24 protein-coding genes and 1 pseudogene are annotated in these 21,966 nt (G+C 72.3%); 11 read left to right on the forward strand and 14 right to left on the reverse strand.

Annotated elements, in window-relative coordinates; all coding sequences use genetic code 11:
• From AC162C_RS07895 to AC162C_RS07915, 5 genes are all read right to left on the reverse strand, one after another.
• Complete coding sequence (locus AC162C_RS07895) at positions 1 to 414, reverse strand: hypothetical protein (RefSeq protein WP_484097073.1); 414 nt, start codon at positions 412 to 414, stop codon at positions 1 to 3.
• On the reverse strand, positions 411 to 1,220 hold the full coding sequence (locus tag AC162C_RS07900) for a PfkB family carbohydrate kinase (RefSeq protein WP_484097074.1): 810 nt from the start codon (positions 1,218 to 1,220) through the stop codon (positions 411 to 413). The genes AC162C_RS07895 and AC162C_RS07900 overlap by 4 nt, the downstream gene beginning before the upstream one ends.
• Positions 1,221 to 1,384: 164 nt before the next feature.
• A complete protein-coding gene (gene acnA / locus AC162C_RS07905; RefSeq protein ID WP_484097075.1) occupies positions 1,385 to 4,096 on the reverse strand; it encodes an aconitate hydratase AcnA in 2,712 nt (903 codons plus the stop codon).
• A gap of 30 nt (positions 4,097 to 4,126) precedes the next feature.
• A complete protein-coding gene (locus tag AC162C_RS07910; RefSeq protein WP_484097076.1) occupies positions 4,127 to 4,945 on the reverse strand; it encodes an IclR family transcriptional regulator in 819 nt (272 codons plus the stop codon).
• Positions 4,946 to 4,954: 9 nt separating this feature from the next.
• Positions 4,955 to 5,812, reverse strand: a complete 858-nt coding sequence (locus AC162C_RS07915) for a hypothetical protein (RefSeq protein WP_484097077.1) — start codon at positions 5,810 to 5,812, stop codon at positions 4,955 to 4,957.
• Between the two features lie 17 nt (positions 5,813 to 5,829).
• Here AC162C_RS07915 and AC162C_RS07920 point away from each other — a divergent pair, with 17 nt between their 5' ends.
• Together AC162C_RS07920 and AC162C_RS07925 are read left to right on the forward strand one after the other, a co-directional pair.
• The gene (locus AC162C_RS07920; protein WP_484097078.1) at positions 5,830 to 6,060 is read left to right on the forward strand and encodes a BolA/IbaG family iron-sulfur metabolism protein; all 231 of its coding nucleotides are present in this window, start codon (positions 5,830 to 5,832) and stop codon (positions 6,058 to 6,060) included.
• On the forward strand, positions 6,057 to 6,410 hold the full coding sequence (locus tag AC162C_RS07925; RefSeq protein WP_484097079.1) for a glutaredoxin family protein: 354 nt from the start codon (positions 6,057 to 6,059) through the stop codon (positions 6,408 to 6,410). The genes AC162C_RS07920 and AC162C_RS07925 overlap by 4 nt, the downstream gene beginning before the upstream one ends.
• On the opposite strand, the gene AC162C_RS07930 is transcribed toward AC162C_RS07925, so the two are convergent.
• Positions 6,407 to 7,093, reverse strand: coding sequence for a potassium channel family protein (locus AC162C_RS07930; protein WP_484097080.1), 687 nt, complete (start codon positions 7,091 to 7,093; stop codon positions 6,407 to 6,409). The genes AC162C_RS07925 and AC162C_RS07930 overlap by 4 nt on opposite strands.
• A 116-nt stretch (positions 7,094 to 7,209) precedes the next feature.
• Between AC162C_RS07930 and AC162C_RS07935 the strand changes: the two genes are divergently transcribed.
• Positions 7,210 to 8,478 (forward strand): S1C family serine protease, encoded by a 1,269-nt coding sequence (locus AC162C_RS07935; protein WP_484097081.1) that lies wholly within the window; start codon positions 7,210 to 7,212, stop codon positions 8,476 to 8,478.
• Between the two features lie 62 nt (positions 8,479 to 8,540).
• Here the strand turns inward: AC162C_RS07935 and AC162C_RS07940 are convergent, their stop codons facing one another.
• Positions 8,541 to 9,692: a patatin-like phospholipase family protein gene (locus AC162C_RS07940; protein ID WP_484097082.1), complete on the reverse strand. Its 1,152-nt coding sequence runs from the start codon at positions 9,690 to 9,692 to the stop codon at positions 8,541 to 8,543.
• A gap of 20 nt (positions 9,693 to 9,712) precedes the next feature.
• On the opposite strand from AC162C_RS07940, the gene AC162C_RS07945 reads away from it, so the two are divergent.
• The 4 genes from AC162C_RS07945 (at position 9,713) to AC162C_RS07960 (ending at position 11,227) form a co-directional block, all read left to right on the forward strand.
• Positions 9,713 to 10,087: a hypothetical protein gene (locus AC162C_RS07945; RefSeq protein WP_484097083.1), complete on the forward strand. Its 375-nt coding sequence runs from the start codon at positions 9,713 to 9,715 to the stop codon at positions 10,085 to 10,087.
• Positions 10,088 to 10,117: 30 nt separating this feature from the next.
• Positions 10,118 to 10,336, forward strand: coding sequence for a heavy-metal-associated domain-containing protein (locus AC162C_RS07950; RefSeq protein WP_462973750.1), 219 nt, complete (start codon positions 10,118 to 10,120; stop codon positions 10,334 to 10,336).
• Positions 10,337 to 10,409: 73 nt separating this feature from the next.
• A complete protein-coding gene (locus AC162C_RS07955; protein WP_484097084.1) occupies positions 10,410 to 10,994 on the forward strand; it encodes a sigma-70 family RNA polymerase sigma factor in 585 nt (194 codons plus the stop codon).
• The gene (locus tag AC162C_RS07960; protein WP_484097085.1) at positions 10,991 to 11,227 is read left to right on the forward strand and encodes an anti-sigma factor family protein; all 237 of its coding nucleotides are present in this window, start codon (positions 10,991 to 10,993) and stop codon (positions 11,225 to 11,227) included. Before AC162C_RS07955 ends, AC162C_RS07960 begins: the two co-directional genes overlap by 4 nt.
• Positions 11,228 to 11,282: 55 nt before the next feature.
• Here the strand turns inward: AC162C_RS07960 and AC162C_RS07965 are convergent, their stop codons facing one another.
• From AC162C_RS07965 to AC162C_RS07990, 6 genes and pseudogenes are all read right to left on the reverse strand, one after another.
• Positions 11,283 to 11,813 carry a nucleotidyltransferase family protein gene (locus AC162C_RS07965; RefSeq protein WP_484097086.1) on the reverse strand — a complete coding sequence of 177 codons (531 nt, stop codon included), beginning with the start codon at positions 11,811 to 11,813 and terminating at the stop codon, positions 11,283 to 11,285.
• The gene (locus AC162C_RS07970; RefSeq protein WP_484097087.1) at positions 11,813 to 12,508 is read right to left on the reverse strand and encodes a peptidylprolyl isomerase; all 696 of its coding nucleotides are present in this window, start codon (positions 12,506 to 12,508) and stop codon (positions 11,813 to 11,815) included. Before AC162C_RS07970 ends, AC162C_RS07965 begins: the two co-directional genes overlap by 1 nt.
• Positions 12,501 to 13,649 carry an amidohydrolase family protein gene (locus AC162C_RS07975; RefSeq protein ID WP_484097088.1) on the reverse strand — a complete coding sequence of 383 codons (1,149 nt, stop codon included), beginning with the start codon at positions 13,647 to 13,649 and terminating at the stop codon, positions 12,501 to 12,503. The genes AC162C_RS07970 and AC162C_RS07975 overlap by 8 nt, the downstream gene beginning before the upstream one ends.
• Positions 13,650 to 13,734: 85 nt before the next feature.
• Positions 13,735 to 13,944: pseudogene (locus tag AC162C_RS07980) on the reverse strand (thioredoxin family protein); the annotation flags it as partial.
• 12 nt (positions 13,945 to 13,956) lie between these two features.
• Entirely contained in the window at positions 13,957 to 14,379 is a 423-nt protein-coding gene (locus AC162C_RS07985; RefSeq protein ID WP_484097089.1) for a hypothetical protein, read from the reverse strand.
• Positions 14,376 to 15,866 carry a carboxypeptidase M32 gene (locus AC162C_RS07990; RefSeq protein WP_484097090.1) on the reverse strand — a complete coding sequence of 497 codons (1,491 nt, stop codon included), beginning with the start codon at positions 15,864 to 15,866 and terminating at the stop codon, positions 14,376 to 14,378. Before AC162C_RS07990 ends, AC162C_RS07985 begins: the two co-directional genes overlap by 4 nt.
• A 42-nt stretch (positions 15,867 to 15,908) precedes the next feature.
• On the opposite strand from AC162C_RS07990, the gene AC162C_RS07995 reads away from it, so the two are divergent.
• The 4 genes from AC162C_RS07995 (at position 15,909) to AC162C_RS08010 (ending at position 20,613) form a co-directional block, all read left to right on the forward strand.
• Positions 15,909 to 17,048 carry a M24 family metallopeptidase gene (locus AC162C_RS07995; protein WP_484097091.1) on the forward strand — a complete coding sequence of 380 codons (1,140 nt, stop codon included), beginning with the start codon at positions 15,909 to 15,911 and terminating at the stop codon, positions 17,046 to 17,048.
• Positions 17,049 to 17,074: 26 nt separating this feature from the next.
• Positions 17,075 to 18,214, forward strand: a complete 1,140-nt coding sequence (locus AC162C_RS08000; RefSeq protein WP_484097092.1) for a M24 family metallopeptidase — start codon at positions 17,075 to 17,077, stop codon at positions 18,212 to 18,214.
• A gap of 5 nt (positions 18,215 to 18,219) precedes the next feature.
• Positions 18,220 to 20,172 carry an acetate--CoA ligase gene (acs, locus tag AC162C_RS08005; protein WP_484097093.1) on the forward strand — a complete coding sequence of 651 codons (1,953 nt, stop codon included), beginning with the start codon at positions 18,220 to 18,222 and terminating at the stop codon, positions 20,170 to 20,172.
• Between the two features lie 132 nt (positions 20,173 to 20,304).
• A complete protein-coding gene (locus tag AC162C_RS08010; protein ID WP_462973761.1) occupies positions 20,305 to 20,613 on the forward strand; it encodes a hypothetical protein in 309 nt (102 codons plus the stop codon).
• A 46-nt stretch (positions 20,614 to 20,659) separates the two neighbouring features.
• On the opposite strand, the gene AC162C_RS08015 is transcribed toward AC162C_RS08010, so the two are convergent.
• Positions 20,660 to 21,922, reverse strand: a complete 1,263-nt coding sequence (locus AC162C_RS08015; protein ID WP_462973762.1) for a M16 family metallopeptidase — start codon at positions 21,920 to 21,922, stop codon at positions 20,660 to 20,662.
• Positions 21,923 to 21,966: the final 44 nt, after the last annotated feature.

The following is a 21,966-nucleotide window of genomic DNA, read 5'->3' on the forward strand; positions in this document are numbered from 1 at the left end:
TCAGCCGGCACCCTCCGTGCCCTCGCACCAGGAGACCGCGGTGATCCCGGGCAGCTCGAGCGCGAGCGCCCGCCAGAAGCGTCCGCCGTCCGCCGACACGAAGAGGCGCTCGCGGCTCGCGAACAGCACCCGGTCGGGATGCTCCGCGGAGATCGCGACCGCGACGCCCGCCGGGAGCCCGGCACCGACCTCCGACCAGGTGGCCCCTGCGTCGTGCGACACGACGAGCGGCGGCCTGCGGTCGACGACCGCGACGACGGTCGCCCCGGCCGCGTCCGCGTCGACGACGAGCGGCAGCCCGGTCTCGACCGGGCCGCCCCGGGGGATCGAGGCGTCGTCGAGGAGCGTCACCGCTTCGTCGTCGAGGTCGACCCGGGCGACACCCAGCTCGCAGGCGACGAGCGCGCAGCTCACAGGCCCGCGAGGATCGCCGAGACGACCGCGCTGGCGGCACGCGCCGCGCCGACCGGGTCGTCGCCGCGGGCGCGGGCGTTCAGGTACGCCAGCGAGTACGTGTCTCCGGCCCCTGTCGGGTCGACCGCCGCCGTGATCGGCGTGATCTCGATCCGCTCGACCGCCGCTCCCGCGACGACGAGCGACCCGGCGGAGCCGAGCGTGAGCACCACCTCCGGGACGCCGAGCGCGCGAAGCGCCTCCGCGTCGGTCCCGCCGGCGAGGATCTCCGCCTCGCCCTCGTCGAGCTTGAGGACCGTCAGGTGCCGCAGGATGCCGCGGTCGATCTCCCCGGTGCTGCGGAGCGGGCCGGTCGCGCCGATGCGCACGAGCCCCTGGGCGTCGACGAGGAGCCGCCGCCCGCCGGCGGCGAGTGCCTCGAGCGTCTCCGGTGGGAAGTCGCTGCCAAGGAGCGCCCCGACGTGCACCCACGGAGCCGCGAGCGCCGTTGCCGCCCACCCCTCGACGTCCGCCGGCGTCCAGGGGTCTCCGACGGCCTCCACGGTCATCAGGCGATCGTCGCCCTCGTAGTGGAACGAGAAGGACGTCGTCGTCGTGCCGGGCGCCCACGTGACGGGGAGCCCGAAGCCCTCGAGTTGCGAGACGAGCGAGTCCCGGTCCTCGGCGGCGCATCGCGTTGCGATCGCCACATCCGCGCCGATCCGCGCAGCGGCGCGCGACGCGTAGTAGACGGCGCCTCCGACCCGTGGCGGGCCTCCGTTCACACGGTCGACGGTGAGGCTGCCGATCAGGCCGATCGTGGTCATGACCCGGCCTCGACCGCGAGGCGAGCGACGATCGGCCGGCAGGGGCGCCAGGCGTCGACCCGGGGGATCACGTCCATGCCGGCCACGACGCCGCAGCCTAGCGACGTGCGTCGGCGCGGGCGGTGGAGGTCGCGCCGCCCTCACGGGTCACGGGGTGGGCGGCGTCAGGCGGCGAGCCGGCGGAGCACGTACGGGAGGATGCCTGCGTGGCGCAGGTACTCCCGCTCCCGCGGCGTGTCGAGCCTCACGGTCGCACGGAACTCGATCGCGTCGGCCCGAACCGTCACCTCGGACGCCTCGCCGTTTCCGACTCCGAGGATCGAGAACGTCTCCCTGCCCGTGAGGCCGAGCGACTCCCGGGAGTCGCCCGCGAGGAACTGGAGCGGCAGCACGCCCATCATCAGGAGGTTCGAGCGATGGATCCGCTCGTAGCTCTCCGCGATCACGGCCCGCACGCCGAGGAGCAGCGGCCCCTTCGCGGCCCAGTCGCGGGACGAGCCCGAGCCGTACTCCTTGCCGGCCAGCACGATCGTGGGCACGCCGTCGGCGCGGTAGCGCTCCGCCGCCTCGAAGATCGTCGTCTCCTCCTCCGAGGGGAGGTGCACCGTCCACGTGCCCTCCGACCCGGGGACGACGAGGTTCCGCAGCCGCACGTTCGCGACCGTGCCGCGCACCATCACCTCGTGATTCCCGCGCCGCGACCCGTACGAGTTGAACTCGGCCGGGTCGACGCCGTGCTCGACGAGGTACCGCCCGGCCGGTGAGTCCTGCTTGATCGCCCCCGCAGGCGAGATGTGGTCCGTCGTCACCGAGTCCCCGACGGAGACGAGGCACCGGGCGTCCACGATGTCCTCGACGCCGGCCGGCTGCGCCGGCATGCCGTCGAAGTACGGCGGGCGGCGGACGTAGGTCGACGTCCCGTCCCACGCGTACAGCTCGCCTGCCGGCACCGGGAGCTCCCGCCATTCGGGATCGCCCTCGTAGACGTTCGCGTAGGCCTGCCGGAACATCTCCTCGCCGATCGCGTCGGCGATCGTCTCGTCGACCTCCTGCGGTGTCGGCCAGATGTCCGCGAGGTACACGTCCTCGCCGTCGGCTCCGACGCCGAGCGGCTCGCTCAGGAGATCCACGTCCATCCGCCCCGCGAGCGCGTAGGCGACGACGAGTGGGGGGCTCGCGAGGTAGTTGGCCCTCACCTCGGGATGGATTCGCGCCTCGAAGTTGCGGTTGCCGGAGAGCACGGCGCACGCCACGAGCCCTCCGTCGGCGATCGCCCGGGACACCGGGGTCGGGAGCGGCCCGGAGTTCCCGATGCACGTCGTGCACCCGTAGCCGACGGTGTGGAAGCCGAGCTGCTCGAGGTACGGCGTGAGACCGGCCCGGTCGAAGTACTCGGTCACGACCTTCGATCCGGGCGCGAGGCTCGACTTCACCCACGGCTGGCGGCGCAGCCCGCGCTCGACCGCCTTCTTCGCGAGCAGCCCGGCCGCGATCATCACCGCGGGGTTCGACGTGTTCGTGCACGACGTGATCGCGGCGATCACGACGGCGCCGTGGTCGAGCTCGGCCGTCTCGCCGTCGATCTCCACCGGCACGGACGTCCTCGACGCGACGGTCGTCAGCGCCGGTGCGTCGCTGGCGTCCATCGACTCCACGCCGGCTTCGTCGACTCCGCCGTCGGGCTCGACGCCGAACGAGGGCAGCGCGCCCAGGAAGGCGTGCTTCGCCTCGCGCAGCGGCACGCGGTCCTGCGGCCGCCGTGGGCCGGCGAGCGATGGCTCGACGGTCGAGAGGTCGAGGTCGACGATCTCGGAGTACGCGGCGGGCTCTTCCGGGTCGTGCCAGAGCCCGTTCTCCTTGCAGTACGCCTCGACGAGGGCGACGCGGTCGGCAGGACGACCGGTGAGCCGGAGGTAGCGCAGCGTCTCCTCGTCCACCGGGAAGAAGCCGCACGTCGCCCCGTACTCGGGGGACATGTTCCCGATCGTCGCGCGGTCGGCGAGGGGCAGCCCGAGGAGGCCGTGGCCGAAGTACTCGACGAACTTCCCGACGACACCCATCTCGCGGAGGAGCTGGGTGACGGTGAGCACGAGGTCGGTCGCCGTCGCCCCCTCGGGCAGCTCGCCGCTGAGCCGGAAGCCGACCACCTGCGGGACGAGCATCGAGATCGCCTCCCCGAGCATCGCCGCTTCGGCCTCGATCCCGCCCACGCCCCACCCGAGCACGCCGAGCCCGTTGACCATGGTGGTGTGCGAGTCGGTGCCCACGAGCGTGTCGGGGAACGCACGGCCGTCGCGGGTCTCGATCACGCGGGCGAGGTACTCGAGATTGACCTGGTGCACGATGCCGGTGTTCGGTGGGACGACGGCGAAGTTGTCGAACGCCGTCTGTCCCCAGCGGAGGAACGCGTAGCGCTCTCTGTTCCGATGGAACTCGAGCTCGGCGTTGTGGACGATCGCGAGCCGGCTCGCGAAGTCGTCGACCTGCACCGAGTGGTCGATCACGAGCTCTGCGGGGATCTGCGGGTTGATGAGGCCGGGGTCCGCCCCGAGCTCCGCCATCGCCGCGCGCATCGCGGCGAGGTCGACGATCACGGGCACGCCGGTGAAGTCCTGGAGGAGCACCCTCGCCGGCCCGAACGTGATCTCCCGCGACGGCTCCGCGCCCGCGTCCCACGTGGCGATGGCCTCGACGTCCGCCTCGGTGACGGTGACGCCGTCCTCGCGCCGCAGCACGTTCTCGAGGAGGATGCGGAGCGTGTACGGCAGCCGGAAGACGTCGTAGCGGGACTGCAGGCTCTCCAGCCGGAAGATCTCGTGCGTGGTGTCGCCGACGGTCAGCGTCGAGCGGGCAGCGAAGGAGTCGGGGTGTGCCATCGTCGTCCTTCCGTTTCTTTTAAGGGAACACTATGTCTCTTTGGAAGATACCATAGGCGCGGCGGCGGGCTCGCCGCCCAGCGCCTCGCTGATCCGGCCGGCGCACGTCGTGACGAGCCGTGCGAGCCGCGTCTCGTCCTCGGCCCGGAACCGCTGCACCGGCACGCTCACCCCGACCTCGCCGACGACCTGGCCGCCCGGGCCGAAGATCGGCGCCGCAATGCCGACGCCGCCGAGACGACGCTCCTCGCGGCTGACCGCGTACCCGCGGTCGCGGACGTCGGCGAGCACCTCCTCGAGCGTCTCCGGGCTCGTGATCGTGAACGATGTCGCCGGAGCGAGGTTCGTCCGGCGCACGACCTCGGCGCGCTCCTCGTCGGCGAGGTAGGCCATCACCGCGCGGCCGCTCGCGCCCGTGTGCAGGTCGCGCCACTCGTTCATCGTCGACACGAACCGGAACGGCTCGTCGCTCTCGACGACGGCGACGACGCACGTCTGCTGGCGCACCGCGTCGTAGAGCCCGAACGTCGCCGTCTCGCCGCTCGAGGACGCGAGCTCCCGGAGGTGGGGCAGGGCGGCCGTCCGGACGGGGTGCGTTCCGGTCGCCGTCCAGGCGAGTCGGAGGAGCTCGGTGCCCACCCGGTAGCCGCCGCCCGGATCGTCCTGGCGGACGAGGCCCTCGGCCTCGAGGAGCCCGAGCAGCCGATGGACGGTGCTCGGGTTCATCCCCACGCCCTTCGCGATCTCGCGGACGCCCCACGGGCCGTCGCCGCGCGCCGCCATCCACGACAGGATCGCGAACGCCCGCCCGATCGGGTTGCGCGCACCGCGTGGCGCCACCGAGCTCACGGGCCGATTCTAGGAGCGGGTCGACCGCAGCCGCCCGAGACCACGCTCGGTCAGCGTCCGCGTCTCGGGGTCCCAGTGCCGGGCGACTGCCTCCGCGTAGGGTCGGGAGACGCGCGTCGCGTAGCCCGCGAACCCCTCGTCGCGGACGGGTCGCAGGTCCTCCGTGTAGGGGTCGAGGACGTGCTGGCGGCCGACCTTGCGTGCCGCGTTGAAGAACGCGAGGCCGACGCCGACGGACACCTCGAGCAGGCTCCGGCGCTCGCGGGACGCGGTCGCGACGAGCCCGTCGAAGGCAGCGGCCAGTGCCGCCGGCGTCGGGATCCCCGCTGCGTCCGCCCGGAGATCGGCGAGCGAGCGTCGGAGTGCCTCCACCTCGAGCGGCGGGATGTCGACCAGCCGCGCCGACGTTCCGCTCGCGCCCTCGAGCGCGGCGAGGAGCTCGTCGACGGTCGAGAACGTCACGTCGGGTGGGAGGACGCCGGAGCGTTGCAGCTCGCGCGTGAAGACGTCGAGGTAGACGCGCGAGCCGTGGGTCACGTCGGCCGCGGCCGCCAGCAGCCACAACGGTGAGAAGCCGAACGCCGCGATCGATCCGAGCTCGACGACGTTCCCGGCCGTCTTGCGGACGGCCAGTCGCCCGGGATCCGGCTCGACCTCTCCCGGATTGCTCGCGCGCGCCACTCCGCCCACGAGCTCCACCGTGATGCGCAGGAGGTTCTTCGCCGTCGCCTCGTACAGGCGCGACCGCCGGACGAAGCGGGGCAGCACGAGCTCGACGGTCTCGTGCACCGTCCCGCCGAGCGCAGCCGCGACCATGCGCACCAGCCGCTCGGGAAGCGAGAGCGCGTAGGTCGCGAGCCTGCCCATCGCTAGCATGATCGCGGATGGCGGCCGACACGATGCGCACGCTGCTCGAGCAGGCGTTCCCGGACGGGGCGGTCGAGGTCGTCGACCGGACCGGCGGCGGCGACCACTTCCACGTCACCGTCTCCTCGAGCGCCTTCGACGGGCTCTCGCTCGTCGAGCAGCACCGTCTCGTGAACCGTGCGCTCGCGACGCTCCTCGCCGACGGCACCATCCACGAGCTCCGCATCACGACGAAGGGAACGCCATGACGCTGCGTGATCAGATCCAGCAAGTGATCGACGACGAGCCCGTCGCGATCTTCATGAAGGGCACCCCGGAGATGCCGGCGTGCGGGAACTCGCTGCGCGCGCTCCAGGCGCTGTGGTCGGCGGGCGCGCCGATCGCCGCCGTCGACATCCTTCCCGATCCGCAGATCCGTCAGGAGCTGTCCGCGATCACCGACTGGCCGACGATCCCCCAGGTCTTCGTCAAGGGCGAGCTGATCGGCGGCGCCGACATCACCGAGGAGCTCTACGCATCCGGCGACCTCGAGCGCAAGCTGTCCGATGCCCTCGGCGCGGAGCGCGAGCGCTCGGTGAAGACGGTCGCGCTGACCTAGTCGCGCCCGCCCGATCCCGCGCGCGCCCGGCCCAGGTTGCCGACGACGAAGGCGACCACGGTCACGAGGTAGATCTGGCCGGTGAGCGCCTGGAGGATGGCGAGCGTCCGGCCGAGATCGGCCGACGCCGTGAGGTCGCCGTAGCCGACCGTCGTCTGCGTCACGTAGCTGAAGTAGAGGAAGTCGCCGAACGAGGTGTCCGTGACCTCGGCGAAGAACGACCCGTGGTCTGCCACATCGATGCCCGCGTAGAGGAACGCGAAGAACATGCCGACGAGGAGGTAGAGCGTGACCGCGCCTCCGATCGTCTGCCGGTTGACGACGGGCTGGCGGACGAGCGCTCGCGCGACCGCGACGGGCGCGACGACGGCGATCCCCGCCGTCAGGAGGACCCGCAGCGACCGCGCGACGTTGCCGTCGGCGGCCATCGCCGCGACGGCCGAGAGCATCGCCCCCGCACAGATGACGGCCCACACGGCGATCGTGGTCCACCGCGCGTACGTCATCCACAGCGTGGTGAGGAGCGTCGCCGACGCGAGCGCGAGCAGCCCCAGGACGCGCGCACCGTCGTCGTCGACGACCATGCCCCACCCGAACGTGAGGATCGTGAGGCCGATCACCCACGCGAAGTCCCATCCCGGACGCAGCGCACCGGGGCGATCGTCGTCCGCCGGCGGAGTCACGGTGCGAAGGCTAGGCGCGCCGTCCGACGGCATCCGCGCGGCGGGTGTGGTCTGTCGCAATCGGTGCTTAACGGTGCGTAACCCTCGGTTCACGCGGTGGTGGATACAAGAGGGTCATGACCTTCGACCCGAACCGACCACCGTCCCCGTCCCTCCCACCGTCCCCGTCCGTCCCACCGGCCTCCTCGACGTCACCCATCACTCCGTCGTCCGGCCGTCCCTCAGTCGCCCGCCCGTTCGCCGCGCTCGCCGTCGCCGCCCTCCTCGGCGGCGGGGCGGCGCTCGGCGGCGCCTGGGCCGCGGGCGCTCTCGGCGAGGACACGACCACGGTCGTCACGCGCACGGTCGAGTCGCCCGCCCCGGCGTCGGCTGCACCGGCGGACGGGCTCTCGATCCAGAAGATCTACGCCCGCAGCGCCCCCGCTGTCGTGCAGATCACCTCCAACCTCGCGGGCGCGAGTGACGGCTTCGGCTTCGGTGGTGGTGGTGGCCAGGCCCTCGGATCCGGATTCGTGATCGACAGGGAAGGCCACATCGTCACGAACTTCCACGTCGTCGACGGCGCCCAGTCGATCCAGGTGAGCTTCTCGAACCAGGACACCCTCGCCGCGTCGATCGTCGGTGTCGATCCGTCGACGGACCTCGCGGTCCTCAAGGTCGACGCCGGCGCGAGGGCGCTGACACCGCTCACGCTCGCCGACTCCGACGCGGTCACCGTGGGCGACGCGGTCGTCGCGATCGGGAACCCGTTCGGGCTCGAGCGCACCGTCACGGCGGGCATCGTCTCCGCCCTGCAGCGGAACGTCACCGCCCCGAACGGCGTCACGATCGACCACGTGATCCAGACCGACGCGCCCATCAACTCGGGGAACTCGGGTGGGCCGCTCCTGAACGGCCGCGGCGACGTGATCGGCGTCAACTCCCAGATCCAGACGGCCGGCGGTCAGGGCAACGTCGGCATCGGGTTCGCCGTGCCCTCGAACACGGTGAGCTCGGTCGTCTCGCAGATCCTCGAGGACGGACAGGTCGACCGCGCGTTCCTCGGTGTCGGCACGCGCGAGATCGACCCCGAGCTCGCCCGCACGTTCCGGCTCCCGGTCGACGCGGGCCTCCTCGTCGAGACCGTGTCGCCCGGCAGTGGTGCGGCGAAGGCCGGCATCGAGGGCGGCGACACGCCCGTCGTCGTGGCCGGCGTCAGCTACACGGTCGGCGGAGACGTGATCGTCGCCGCCGACGGGAAGCGCGTGTCCACGGTCGCCGAGCTCCGCGACGTCCTCGCCGACCACGATCCCGGCGACACCGTCGAGATCGAGCTGTACCGCGGTGGCGACCAGAAGACCGTCACCGTCACGCTCGGGCGGCAGCCGACATCCCCCACGGGCTAGCCGCCGGGAGGGGCAGAGAGGCCCCGGGGCATTCACGTCCTCCCTGGAACCCGGGGCCTCTCTCACCCGAACGCGGCCGACGACCCGCGAAGAGCCTCCTCGGCCAGCTCCCGGCCGCGGGCGATGAGCGCGCGCTTCGACGCGTCCGGCCACTCGAGCCCGGCGCGGAAGCTGGGGTCGAGTGCGAGCTCGCCGGCGTCTCCGTGGACGATCGTCGTCGGCAGGCGTCGCTCGTGGCGAAACGGGAACTGCGCGTCGTCGAATCGTGTCGCGACCTCGGCCGCCGCCCTCCGGCGGCGCCACGGAAGCGCATGCCGTCGGGCGATCGCCTGGGCGTCGGCCCGGAGGGCCGCCAGCTCCCGCACGGAGTCGTCGGTCTCGGCCGCGTAGTGCTCCTCGAGCGCCGTGTTGCGGGAGATCGTGACGCGCATCAGGCGGAGGAGCATGTCCGGCAGGTGCGCGGGCTCGCCCCGTTCGCGGCGCTCCTCCGCGGCGTCGAGCTCGCCGATCAGCGCCCGGATCGGAGGGACGGCGCGGAACCGCTCGAGGCGGCGCCGCAGGCGGACGATGTTCTCGCCGGTCGACCGCGGGTAGGTGGCGCGGTAGCGGAAGGCGACGATCTCCTCGACGTCGGGGTTGTCGTAGGCATGGCCGAGCGGGAAGTTGCGCACCCAGCCGCCGTCCGTGCCGATCGTCTCGCCGACGGGGACCGGCAGCACGAGTGCGCTGATCGCGGCAGACGCGAGGATCGCCGGTCCCATGAGCTCCGGGGGCGTCGTCCGTGACGAGAACGTCCGCTCGAACGCGTGCTCCTCGCCCTCTCCGACTTCGTCGCCGACGTCGGTGACACAGACCACGAGCTCGATCGGCGCCGCGTGGAGCGTGGCCACCAGCTCCTCGGCGGGCCCGACGCGCGCTGCGATCGTCTCCGGCAGCCGGTACTCGTGGAGGCCGGTGAACGGCAGCTGCCAGAGGCGGTTCGGCCGGAAGGTCTCCTCGGGCCGCAGCCCCATCAGGAACCGCTCGAGCTCGTCGAGCCGGTCCATCGCCGCCATCGTGCCCGCGAGCGCGCCCGCCGACGTCCCGTAGATCCAGCCGACCCGCTCCCAGAGCGATCGCTCTGCCCGCAGTCGCTGGAGGAAGCCCAGCTCGAGCAGGATCCCGTTCATGCCGCCGCCGGAGAGGACGACGGCGACGTCTCGACCGTCGCTCATCGCTCTTCTATTGTGGCGACGTGGAGCAGGAGCGGATCGGTACCGGCCAGATCGTCCTCCCTGACGAGACGGCCGTCGAGGACGAAGCCCTGTGGAGCGATGACGACGGCGGCGACCGCGAGGGCTGGTGGTGTGTCCGCACGGATCCGTTCCCGTGCCCCGCCGAGGGCTGCACGTTCGTCGCCGAGTTCATGACGGCCGCCCACCTCGTGCTCGTGTGGCAGGAGCGGGACGACCCGAACCTGCTCTGGCACGCGCAGCGGGCGAAGGAGGTGGGCCGGAACCCGCGGGTCGTGGGCTACGAGCCCACGTTCGGCCCGAGTGCCTCGTACTACGCCTGGGAGGCGGCTGGGCGCCCGGTGCACGGCGTTCGTGGGCGGCCGTCCCCCGGTTGAGCCGCGGGGCGGCGGCGGTACGATCCGCGTGTGGCGACGGTGACGGAGACGCTGCACGTGAGCGGCGTGCGCTGCGAGCGCTGCGTGATGCGCCTCGCCGCGGCCCTGGAGGGCCACGACGGGCTCGAGTCCGCGAACGCCAACCTCATGGGGCACGTGGCGCTCACGTTCGACGACGACCTGACGAGCCGTGACGCCATCGTCCGGGCGCTCGCGACTGCCGGCTTCCACGAGTTCACCCCTGCCTGACCCGGAACCGGGCGGAATACCGGCCGTCCTCCGACCGTTCAGAAGGCCTGAAAGACGCTGCTACGGTAGCCATGTGGGCGACGCCGCTCCCGACACCGAGGCACGCCGGCTCGCGACGGAGGCGCGTGACCGGGTCCGCTTCGAGGAGGAGGCGCTGGCGCTCGCCGACCAGGTCTACCGGGTAGCCCGTCGGCTCGTCCGGTCGCGAGAGGAAGCTGAGGACCTGGTGCAGGAGACGTACTCGAGAGCATTCCGCAGCTGGCAGTCCTACACGCCCGGGACGAACATGCGGGCGTGGCTGCTGCGCATCCTCACGAACCTCAACGTCGACCGGGGCCGGCGGGTCCAACGGGCCCCTGACCAGACCCCGATCGAGGAGAACGACTACTACCTCGCCAACAAGATGGCGTCGTCGGCCGGCGAGGAGGTGCTCGAGCAGGACCGCGTCGTCGAGCGCCTCTCCCAGGACTCGGTCGTCGACGCGCTCTCCTCGCTTCCCCACGACTTCCGCGACGTCGTCGTGCTCGTCGACATCGGCGAGTTCAGCTACGCCGACGCCGCCCAGATCCTCGACGTGCCCATCGGAACCGTGATGTCGCGCCTGCACCGCGGACGGCGGCAGCTCAAGCAGCGACTCGCGGAGGAGGCGATCGTATGACCCCGGAGCCCTGCGACAAGTGCGAGGAGCTGCTTCAGGGCTACCTCGACCGTGAGCTCGGTGACGCGGAGATGCGGGAAGCCGAGGTGCACCTCGACGGCTGTGACTACTGTCGTCGGCGGTACCGCTTCGAGTCCAACCTGCGGATGTATGTCCGGACGACCGCGGCCGAGCGCATGCCGCCCGGGTTGATCGAGAAGCTCGCGGAGCTCCGCGGCACGGGCGCCTCGTAGCCGGTCGCCTCCGCTCCCACCTGTCCCGCGGGCCCGGGTGCGGGTGTGCCGGTGCTCAGGCGTCGCCCGTCATGTCCTCGGGCCGGTCCACGTCTCCGGGATGCCCGAGGTCGTCGCACGCGACGAGCACGGCCGCGCGGGCGCGGAGCCCCGTGTCCGGCACGTCGTCCCAGGCCGAGCGCCCGACGACGAGCGGGTGACTGCGGGCGTCGCCGTACGACGCGGCGACGATCGGGCCGGCGCCGGACCGCCACGCGCCGACCACGCGCTCGACCGCCTCCGGGGCCAGCTCCGGCCCGTCGGCGAGGATCACGACGGCGGCCTCGACGTCCGGGGCGAGCGCGCGGAGCCCGCGGCGCAGCGACGCTCCCGGGCCGCGCCGCCAGTCCTCGCAGCGCACGACGCGGCACGGCGTCGACCCGGCCGCCGACGGCTCGAGAGGGTAGGCGCCCTCCACCACGACGATCTCGTCGACCGGGCTCGCGGCGACGCGTTCGAGCACGTGCGGCAGCAGCAGTCGCTGCTTCGGCCCGCCGAACCGCGACCCCTCGCCCGCGGCGAGCACCACCGCCGCGACTCGGCCCATCAGGTCTCGTCGACGGTGACGGTCGAGATCACGACCGGCTCGAGGGGGAGCTCGGTCGACGCGTCCCCGAGCTCGCCGATCAGCTCGACCGCGTCGAGCCCGTCGGTCACCGTGCCCACGATCGCGTAGTCCGGCGGCAGGCCGATGTCGTCGCCCGTGACGACGAAGAACTGGCTCCCGGCGGTCCCCGGGGGCTCGGACGCCGTCTTCGCCATCGCGACGACACCCTTCACGTAGCTGGCGTCGGCCGACGGCGTGTCGACCGTGCTGTAGCCGGGCCCGCCGCCGCCGGTCTGCGTCGGGTCGCCGCCCTGGATCACGAAGCCGGGAACGATCCGGTGGAACACCGTGTCGTCGAAGTAGCCGTCTCGGGCGAGCGCGACGAGCGACGCGGACGTCTCGGGCGCCGTCTCCTGGTCGAGGGTGACCGTGAACTCGCCGCAGTTGGTGTCGAACCGCAGGCGGTACGTCGTGTCCGGGTCGAGGTCGTCGGAGGGCGCCTCCGCCGTGACGGTGCGCGCCTCGGGTACCGCGACCGGCTCGCAGAACGTGGAGAGCGAGTCGGCCGGCTGCGTCTCCTCCACCGCGTCCGTGGTCGTGTCGTCCGCCGACTCCTCCGATCCTCCGCAGCCCGCGAGCAGGGCGACCACCGCCACGAGCGCCGCGATCGCCGTCCACCGCCGCGGGTCAGCCATTCGTCACCGCGAGGATGTTCGCCAGGTGGAGGAGCCGGAACGCACCGCGCGTCGCGCGCCGCTGGAGCTCCTCGTCGCTCGACTCACCGGCGAGTGTCCACAGCTCCTGCGTCGCCACCAGCACCTCGCGGATCTGCTCGGTCTCCTCGCGGTGGCCGTTGGAGCGCTCGTCACACGCGTTGAGCGCGAGCCCGAGCACGCCGAAGGTGTCGCTCGGCTGCCGGAGCCACAGCGACGTCGCGGCCATCGAGAGGTACTGGTGGATGCGCGCGAACGTGACCGGGTGCGTCACCTCGTCGATCCCGCGTGGCGGCGACAGGGGCAGCGGATCGAGCCCGTCGGCGATCCGTGCCGCGTTCCCGCCGAGCATCGCGCGGAGCGCGTCCGCGTCGAGCCCCGACTGCCGTGCGGTGCGCACCGCCATCAGCAGCGAGTTCGGCTGCCGTCCGTACGGGTAGTCGGAGGCGTACACGATCTGCTGCGGCGAGACGAGCCGGTAGAGGTCGATGAGGTCGAGGGGGCTCCAGACGGAGGTGTCGAAGTAGACGCGGGGCCTTCCAGAGAACACCGCCGCGAGCGCCGCCAGGTCGACGATCCCGGCGTGGGCGATGATCAGGGTCGCGTCGTGCCTGTCCATGAGCCGGGCGAGGCCGTCTGCGATCGGGGGCAGCCCGCGCCCGCCGTGGATGAGGATCGGCACGCGGCGGTCGGCGGCGAGCTCGAAGATCGGCTCCAGCCGCGGGTCGTCGGGGAGGAACCGCTGGGCGCGGGGGTGGAGCTTGATCCCCTTGGCGCCGAGATCGAGGCAGCGGACGGCCTCCTCGAACGGGCCCTCGTTGAGGTCGAGGCGGACGAAGGGGACGAGCGTGCCGTCCCCCCGGCCGGCGAAGGCGAGCGTTCGGTCGTTCGCGGCCCGAAAGGCCGGGTGACGGTCGGGCTCGTCGAGGCAGAACACGAAGGAGCGCGTGATGCCGTACCCCTGCTGGATGTCGAGGAGCTCGTCGAGGTCGCCGACCATGCCGTCGATGTCGAGGCCCAGGTGCGTGTGCACGTCGATCACGTCGGCGCCGACCGGCAGCTCGGCGAGCGTCATCGCCGCGTACTCGGCCAGGATCACGTTCGCCCGCTCGATCGGCTCCACGGCGTGCAGTGTACGCCTGCCGCTCGCGCGCGTCGGATGCGCAGGGCGTGGGCGATCGAGCGGGGCCCGACGCCCGTCGCCGGCGTCAGACCGCGGCCGCCGCCGCGAGCAGACGATCGACGAACACCGCCTCCGGCACGGATCCGGTCCAGCCGGGGCGCTCGTCGACGACGATCGCGGGCACCGCGAGCACCCCGTGACGGTCGGCGCGGGCGGGGAACTCGGACGCCTCGATCGCGGTCGCCGTCACCTGCGGCTCGGCCAACGCGCAGCGGTACGCCAGCAGCACGGCCGGCGGGCAGTGCGGTCAGGTGGGCGTGACGTAGACGTCGATCGCGACCGCACGCCCGAGTGTCGACAGCCGTGCCCGCGACTCCTCGCCGAGGGACGGGGTGGCGCGCCCGGCCTCCGAGACGGCGTGGACGATCGTCGCCAGCTCGTACCCCCACGGCAGCCCGAGGAACCGGAGCCCCGGGCCGATCGTCAGGCTCGGGTACACGCCCGGCCCGTCGTGCTCGACGACGTCCAGTCGCACGCGTCCGGAGAGCGCGCAGAGCTCCTCGACGAGCGCGCGTGCCTCGGCGTTCGTGTCGATCTCCCGTCCGCCGGCGGCGAGAAGGGCCACCGGCGTCTCCACGGGGCCGAGGTCGAGGCGAACGTCGACGGGCCGCTCGAGGTCGCTCCAGGCCTCGCGAACCGCCGCCCGATCGCTCTCGCCGAGCAGGCTCACGTGCGCAGGCCGTCGAGCTTCGCGCCGAGGTACGCGAGGTAGGGGCCCGGGTCGATGGCGTCGGAGCCCGTCACGCGCGCGAGCGTCTCCTTCGGGGTCAGCTTGCGGCCGAGCGCGTAGAGGTTGTCGCGAAGCCAGTCGGAGAGCGGCCGGAGCTCGCCCGCAGCGAGCTGTGCGTCGAGGTCGGGGAGCGCGGCGCGCACGACGGACCAGATCTGGAGCGAGATCACGTTGCCGAGCGCGTACGTCGGGAAGTAGCCGAAGCCGCCGCCCGACCAGTGCACGTCCTGGAGCACGCCCCGACCGTCGTCGGGGACGTCGACGCCGAGGAGCTCGGACATCCTCGCGTTCCACGCCTCCGGGAGGTCCTCGAGAGCGATCTCCTCCGCCAGCATCGCCTGCTCGAGCTCGAAGCGGAGGATGACGTGCAGGGAGTACGTCGTCTCGTCGGCGTCGACGCGGATCAGCCCGGGCTCGGCGCGGTTGATCGCCCGCACGAACGCGTCGAGCTCGACGCCGTCGAGCTGTTCCGGGAACGTGGTGCGAAGCGGCTCGTACCAGTGCTCCCAGAACGGCCGGCTCCGACCGACGAGGTTCTCCCACGTCCTGCTCTGGGACTCGTTGAGCCCGAGCGAGGGCGCGCCTGCGAGCGGCGAGCGCTCGAGCGCGCCGGCGATCCCGTGGGCGTAGAGCCCGTGGCCTGCCTCGTGGAGCGACGACCACACCGACTCGAGGTCGCGCTCGTTGTAGCGCGTGGTGAGGCGGACGTCCCGGTTCGAGAAGGACGTGCAGAAGGGATGGGCGGTCGGGTCGAGCCGCCACGAGCCCTCCTCGAACCCCAGGGTCGCGAGGATGCGCTCCGCGAACGCGCGCTGCGCCCCGGGGTCGAAGTGCCCGTGGAGGAACGTGGCGTCGACGGTCGGTGCCCCGGCGACGAGGTCCCGGAGCGCCGGGGCGAGCACCGCGAAGACGTCGGCGACCTCCGTCGTCGTCATGCCCGGCTCGAAGTCGTCGAGCAGCGCCGTGTAGAGGACGTCGTCGGGCTCGAAGCACTCGGCGTAGCGCCTGCGCAGCTCGAGGTTCTCCCGCAGGTAGGGGAGGAACGACGCGAAGTCCGATCGGGCACGCGCCTCGACCCAGGCGTTGTGGCCGCGTGCGGCCGCCCTCGTCAGCTGCTCGCGCAGCTCGACGGGAACCCTCCGCGCCTTCTCCCAGTCGCGCCGGGTGACACGGACGAGGCTCGCCTCGTCGGAGTCGTACGGAAGGGACTCGACATGGGGGGTCAACGTGTCGAGCAGGCGCCCGATCTGGGCGTCGGTGAACCGCTCATGGGCGATGCGTGCGAGCGTTGCGAGCTGCTCGGCGCGAGCCTCCGTTCCGCGAACGGGCATCGTCACGCGCTGGTCCCATCCCAGCACCCCGGCCGACCGCGAGAGGTCGGAGACCTCGGCGAGACGCTGTCGCAGCTCCCGGAGCGCGGCTTCCACGGGCCGCACCCTACAGGCAGCGATGGGTACCCTCCGCCCCGGATGGGCGACGTCCTCATCGTCGGCGACACCGAGCACAGCGCGGAGCTGCGGCACGAGATCCCGGTCGCGATCGGAGACGCCTTCCTCTACGCGGAGGTCGACGGTCGTCGTGTCGCCGTCGTCTGGAGCGTCGAGGGCGACCGCATCACCCAGGTCGACCCGTCCGTCGAGATCGTCCCGACCGACGGCTTCCCCCTGAAGCAGCTGCTCGAGGAGGTCGGAGGCGACCCGTACGCGCTCTGGCCGGCAGCCTGCGTACGACGGGTGCGCGCGCTCGGGATCCGGCGTGCGCACGTGCCGGCGACGTTCCCGACGCTCGTCGCGGACGCGCTGCGCGCCGACGGCGTCGAGCTCCTCGTCGACCCGGCGCTCTTCGCCGACCGACGGCGGGTGAAGAGCGCGGCGGAGCTCGTGGGCGTCCGGGCCGCGCAGGCGGCGGTCGACGACGCGCTCCGTCACGTCGCCGAGCTCCTCGGGCGCTCCGAGCCGGGCGACGGCGGACGCACGGTCGACGGCGAGCCGCTCACGTGCGAGCTGCTGAAGGAGCGGGCGACACGCGTCTTCGGCGAGCACGGATGCCGCGGCGACGACCTGATCGTCGCCCACGGAGCGCAGACGGCCGACGGCCACGAACCGGGCTCGGGGCGGGTCGGCAACGACGACGTCGTCCTGTGCGACCTGTTCCCCCAGCACGTCGAGAGCGCCTGCTTCGCCGACACGACCCGGACGTTCGTCGTCGGTCGGCCCGACGACGAGATCACGGCGTGGCACGCCGACTGCCTCGGCGCGCTCGAGCTCGCGCTCGGCATGGTGCGGCCCGGTGTCGACGGTCGCGACGTGAACGCCGCGGTCTGTCGGTACTTCGAGGACCGAGGGCATCCGACACGCTTGTCGCTGCCGGACGGGGAGGCGCTCCGCGACGGTTTCTTCCACGGCCTCGGTCACGGCGTCGGCCTCCGCGTGCACGAGCCGCCCGCGCTCGGCATCGTTGGGCACCCACTGGTCGCGGGCGACGTGATCGCCCTCGAGCCCGGGCTCTATCGACAGGGCTTCGGCGGCGTGCGGATCGAGGACCTCGTCCTCGTGACGGAGGACGGATGCGACGTGCTGACCGACTTCCCGTACGGCCTCCACCCGTGACCACGCCGACGGCATAGGATCGACGGATGGCCGATGTCGTCATCGTCGGGGACACGTTCCGGTGCATGGAGCTCCGCCACGAGATCCCGCTCGGCGTCCCCGACCCGTTCGTGTACGTCGAGGTCGGCGGCGACCGCCACGTCTACGTGTCCGCGATGGAGGCGACACGGCTCGACGCCCTCGGGCTCGACGTCACGACGCATTCCCTGGAGGAGATCGGCGCCGACGAGCTGCGGGCCCAGGGCCTCGCCCCACGGTCGTTCGCGCTCGAGTGGGTCGCCCGGGCCTGCGTGCACGCGGGGGTGCGGGAGGCCGTCGTGCCGCACGGCTTCCCGGCAGGGCACCTCGACCGCATCCGCCGTGAGGGGATCGCGCTCGTCGTCGACCAGGAGCACTTCGACGACCGACGGCGCGTCAAGTCGGGGCGCGAGCTCGCCGGCGTGCGCCGCGCGCAGAAGGCGGCGGAGGCCGGCATGGGGACGGTGGTCGAGCTCCTCGCCGCGGCCACGGCCCGCAACGGGGCCCTCGTTCTCGACGGCGCCGAGCTCACGGTGGAGCGCGTGAAACGGGAGATCGGCCGCGCCTTCGACGAGCACGGGTGCCTGTCCGACGACTTCATCGTCGCGCCCGGCGCGCAGGGGGCGGTCGGGCACGAGATGGGTCACGGGCCGATCGCACCGGGCCAGCCCGTCGTCGTCGACCTGTGGCCCCGCGACCGCGAGACGGCGTGCTTCGCCGACATGACGCGGACGTTCGTCGCCGGCGAGCCGTCGGACGACGTCCGCGAGTGGCACCGCCTCTCCCGCGAGACGCTCGAGATCTCGGCGGCGATGATCCATCCGGGCGTCGACTGCCGGTCCGTGTACGACGCGGTGTGCGACGTCATCGAGGGGGCGGGCTACCCGACGGGGCGCACGAAGCCCGAGGGCGAGGTGCTCGCAGACGGCTTCTTCCACGGCCTCGGCCACGGCGTCGGGCTGGACGTGCACGAGCAGCCGTACCTCGGCATCCTCCCAGGGGGGGAGCTCGTCGCGGGCGACGTGATCACGCTGGAGCCGGGCGTCTACCGCTCCGGCGTCGGCGGCGTGCGCCTCGAGGACCTCGTCCTCGTCACCGAGGACGGCTGCGAGGTGCTGACCGACTTCCCCTACGACCTGGAGGTCTGAGACGGATGAGCGACCAGGCGATCGACACGCTCCTGCTCGAGGAGCGCCGCTACCCGCCCTCGCCCGCGTTCGCGGCGCAGGCGAACGCACGACCCGGCATCTACGACGTCGCGCCGGAGGCGTTCTGGAGTCGCGAGGGGCGGGAGCGCGTGACCTGGTTCGAGCCCTTCGACACGGTGCTCGAATGGAACCTTCCGTACGCGAAGTGGTTCACGGGCGGGTCGCTCAACGTCTGCTTCAACTGCGTCGACCGGCACGTGGAGGACGGGCTCGGCGAGCGCGTCGCCTTCTTCTGGGAGGGCGAGCCGGAGGGCGACCGCCGCGTGCTCACCTACGCCGACCTGCAGCGCGAGGTCGTGCGCTTCGCGAACGCCCTGAAGGAGCTCGGCGTCGAGAAGGGCTCGCACGTCGCGCTCTACCTGGGGATGGTCCCGGAGCTCGCGATCGCAATGCTCGCGTGCACGCGGATCGGCGCCGCCCACACCGTCGTCTTCGGCGGCTTCTCGGCCGAGTCGCTGTCCGACCGCATGAACGACTTCGGCGCGACGGTGCTCGTGACGCAGGACGAGGCCTGGCGGCGCGGCGGCACCGTGCCGCTGAAGCACATCGCCGACGAGGCGATGGCCGTGGCGCCGAGCGTCGAGCGCTGCCTCGTCGTCCGCCGCACCGGGCGCGACGTGCCGATGGCCTCGGGGCGCGACACCTGGTACCACGACCTCGACGTCTCCGACGACCCCGCGACGTGCCCGTGCGAGCCGATGGACAGCGAGGCGCTGCTCTTCCTCATGTACACGTCCGGGACGACCGCGAAGCCGAAGGGGATCATGCACACGACGGGCGGGTACCTCGTCGGCGTGGCCGCGAGCCACTCGTACATCTTCGACCTCAAGCCGGAGACGGACGTCTACTGGTGCTCCGCGGACATCGGGTGGATCACCGGTCACAGCTACATCGTCTACGGGCCGCTCTGCAACGCGGCGACGAGCGTGCTCTTCGAGGGCACGCCCGACTTCCCGGACAAGGCCCGGTGGTGGGACGTCGTCGAGCGCTACGGCGTGACGATCCTGTACACGGCGCCGACGGCGATCCGCTCGCACATGAAGTGGGGGCCGGAGCACGCGCAGCGCCACGACCTGACGTCGCTCCGGCTGCTCGGCTCGGTGGGCGAGCCGATCAACCCCGAGGCGTGGGTCTGGTACCACGAGCACATCGGCGGTGGCCGCTGTCCCGTGGTCGACACGTGGTGGCAGACCGAGACGGGGATGGTCCTGATCACGCCGTTGCCCGGGATCACGACGCTGAAGCCCGGCTCTGCGACCAAGCCGTTCCCCACCGTCGAGGCCGCCGTGATCGACGAGGCCGGGAACGAGGTCGGCCCGGGCGGCGGCGGCTACCTCGTGATCAAGAGCCCGTGGCCGGCGATGACGCGCGGCATCTACGGCGACGACGCCCGGTTCCGCGAGACGTACTGGACGCGCGCGCCCGGCCTCTACTTCGCGGGTGACGGCGCACGCATCGACGAGGACGGAGACTTCTGGCTCCTCGGGCGCGTCGACGACGTCATGAACGTCTCCGGCCATCGGATCTCGACGATCGAGGTGGAGTCGGCGCTCGTCGACCACCCGAACGTCGCCGAGGCGGCGGTCTGCGGGCGTTCGGACGCGACCACGGGGCAGGCGATCGTCGCCTACGTGACCGTGAAGGGCGGCGTCGACCCCACCGTCGAGCTGATGGCCGAGCTCCGCAACCACGTGGCGGACAAGATCGGCCCGATCGCGAAGCCGGCGAACGTCGTCTTCACGCCGGAGCTCCCGAAGACGCGGTCGGGCAAGATCATGCGCCGCCTGCTGCGGGACGTGGCCGAGAACCGTCCGCTCGGCGACACGACGACGCTCGCCGACCCGGCGGTCGTCTCCGAGATCGCGGAGCGCGCGGCCGACGCCCCGTCCGAGGACTGAGAGCCCAGCGCTCCCGACGGCTCCGGCCGGTCCATGCTCCCCGGTCGCGGGCGTTCGCGATCTGCCGCCGGTGTGGAAGAATCCTGCCCGCCGGCCCGTCTTGTGCGCAGAGTCACCATCGAAGGAGGGCGTATGTCCGACGAGACCACCCATCCCGACCCGCAGGACGACGACTTCGAAGCCCATGGCCTGAAGGAGGGCATCGCCGTCGCGCTCGGCGTCGGTGCGCTCGCAGTCCCGGGAGTGGGGCAGGCCTACGTGGCCCCGCCGGGCGACGGTGACGGGCCGGTGGCGACGGCGCCCGCGAACACGCTCGCGACGCAGGCGCCGAAGAGGAAGGCCGCGAAGAAGAAGGCCGCGAAGAAGAAGGCGACGAAGACGGCTCCCACCTCGAGCGGCAAGACCTCGCCGAAGAAGCCGCTGCTGGAGCCGGACGCGTAGGGCGGCCGACCGGCTCGCAGGACCCGCCGGCGGAGCGGGGCGGGCGCTAGGCGGCGAGCAGGCCCTCGAAGCGCGTCGGGTCGTCGAACGGCCCGATCACGGACAGGAAGAGGCGGTCGCCGAGGATGTCCTGCGCGACGCGCTGCACGTCCTCGACGGTGACCGCGTCGAGGCCCGCGAGCACGTCGGCCGGCTCCCGCGGCTCGCCCTCGAGCGCCGTTCGGCGGACACCGAACATGATCGTGCCGTGCGGGCTCTCCAGTCCGAGCACGAAGCGACCCTTGGCGAAGTTGCGGGCCTTCTCGAGCTCCTCCGCGGGGACGGGCTCGACCGCGATCCTGCGGAGCTCTCCGGCGATCGTCGAGACGGCGTCGTCGATGCGGTTGATGTCGACTCCCGCCTGGGCCGAGAGCGAGCCCGCGTCCGCATACGACCCGGACGACGCGAAGCAGTAGTACGCGAGCCCGCGCCGCTCGCGGACCTCGGTGAAGAGCCGTGAGGACATGCCGCCGCCGAGGATCGTCGCGACCAGCTGGGCGACGTAGCGGTCGGGGTGGGTCGTCGGGTACCCCCGGGCGCCGAGGATCAGGTGCGCCTGGTCGGACTGCTTCGTGTGCACGGCGACGGCGCCGGTCTCGGAGAAGCTGGCCGGCTGCGCGGCGCCGGTCGCCCGCGCGTCGGCGTCACCGAACAGCGCCTCGAGCCGCGCGGGGAGCCCGTCGCCGACCTGTCCGCCGACGCCGATGATCGTCCGGTCCGGCCGGTACCAGCCGTCGATGAACGAGGTGAACGTCTCGCGTGTCGCCGCCTGCACGGACTCCTTGCGGCCGATGATGTCCCACCCGAGCGGCTGGTCGCCGTAGAGGAGCCGCTCGTAGACCGAGCCGATGTAGCTGCGCGGCGTGTCGAAGTACATGTTCATCTCCTCGACGATCACGCCCTTCTCGCGCTCGATCTCCTCCGCGTCGAACAGGGAGTGCCGCAGCATGTCCGCGAGCACGTCGAGCGCGAGGTCGCGGCCCTCCGCGGCGCACTTCACGTAGTACGCCGTCACCTCCTTGCCGGTGAAGGCGTTGAACTCGCCTCCGATCCCGTCGATCTCCGTGGAGATCGCGCGGGCGTCCGGGCGACGCTCGGTGCCCTTGAAGAACATGTGCTCCGCGAAGTGCGCGATCCCGCTCGCCTCGGCCGTCTCGTAGCGAGACCCCGCGGCGTACATGACGACGCAGGTCACCGACTGTGCATGGGACATCGGCGCGGTGACGACGCGGGTGCCGTTCGCCAGGCGCGTGAGCTCGAAGACGGGCATCGGGGCCATGCTAGCCGTGCCTGCAGCGCCCGACACGTGAGAGG

It is taken from the genome of Gaiella sp., from assembly GCF_057140465.1.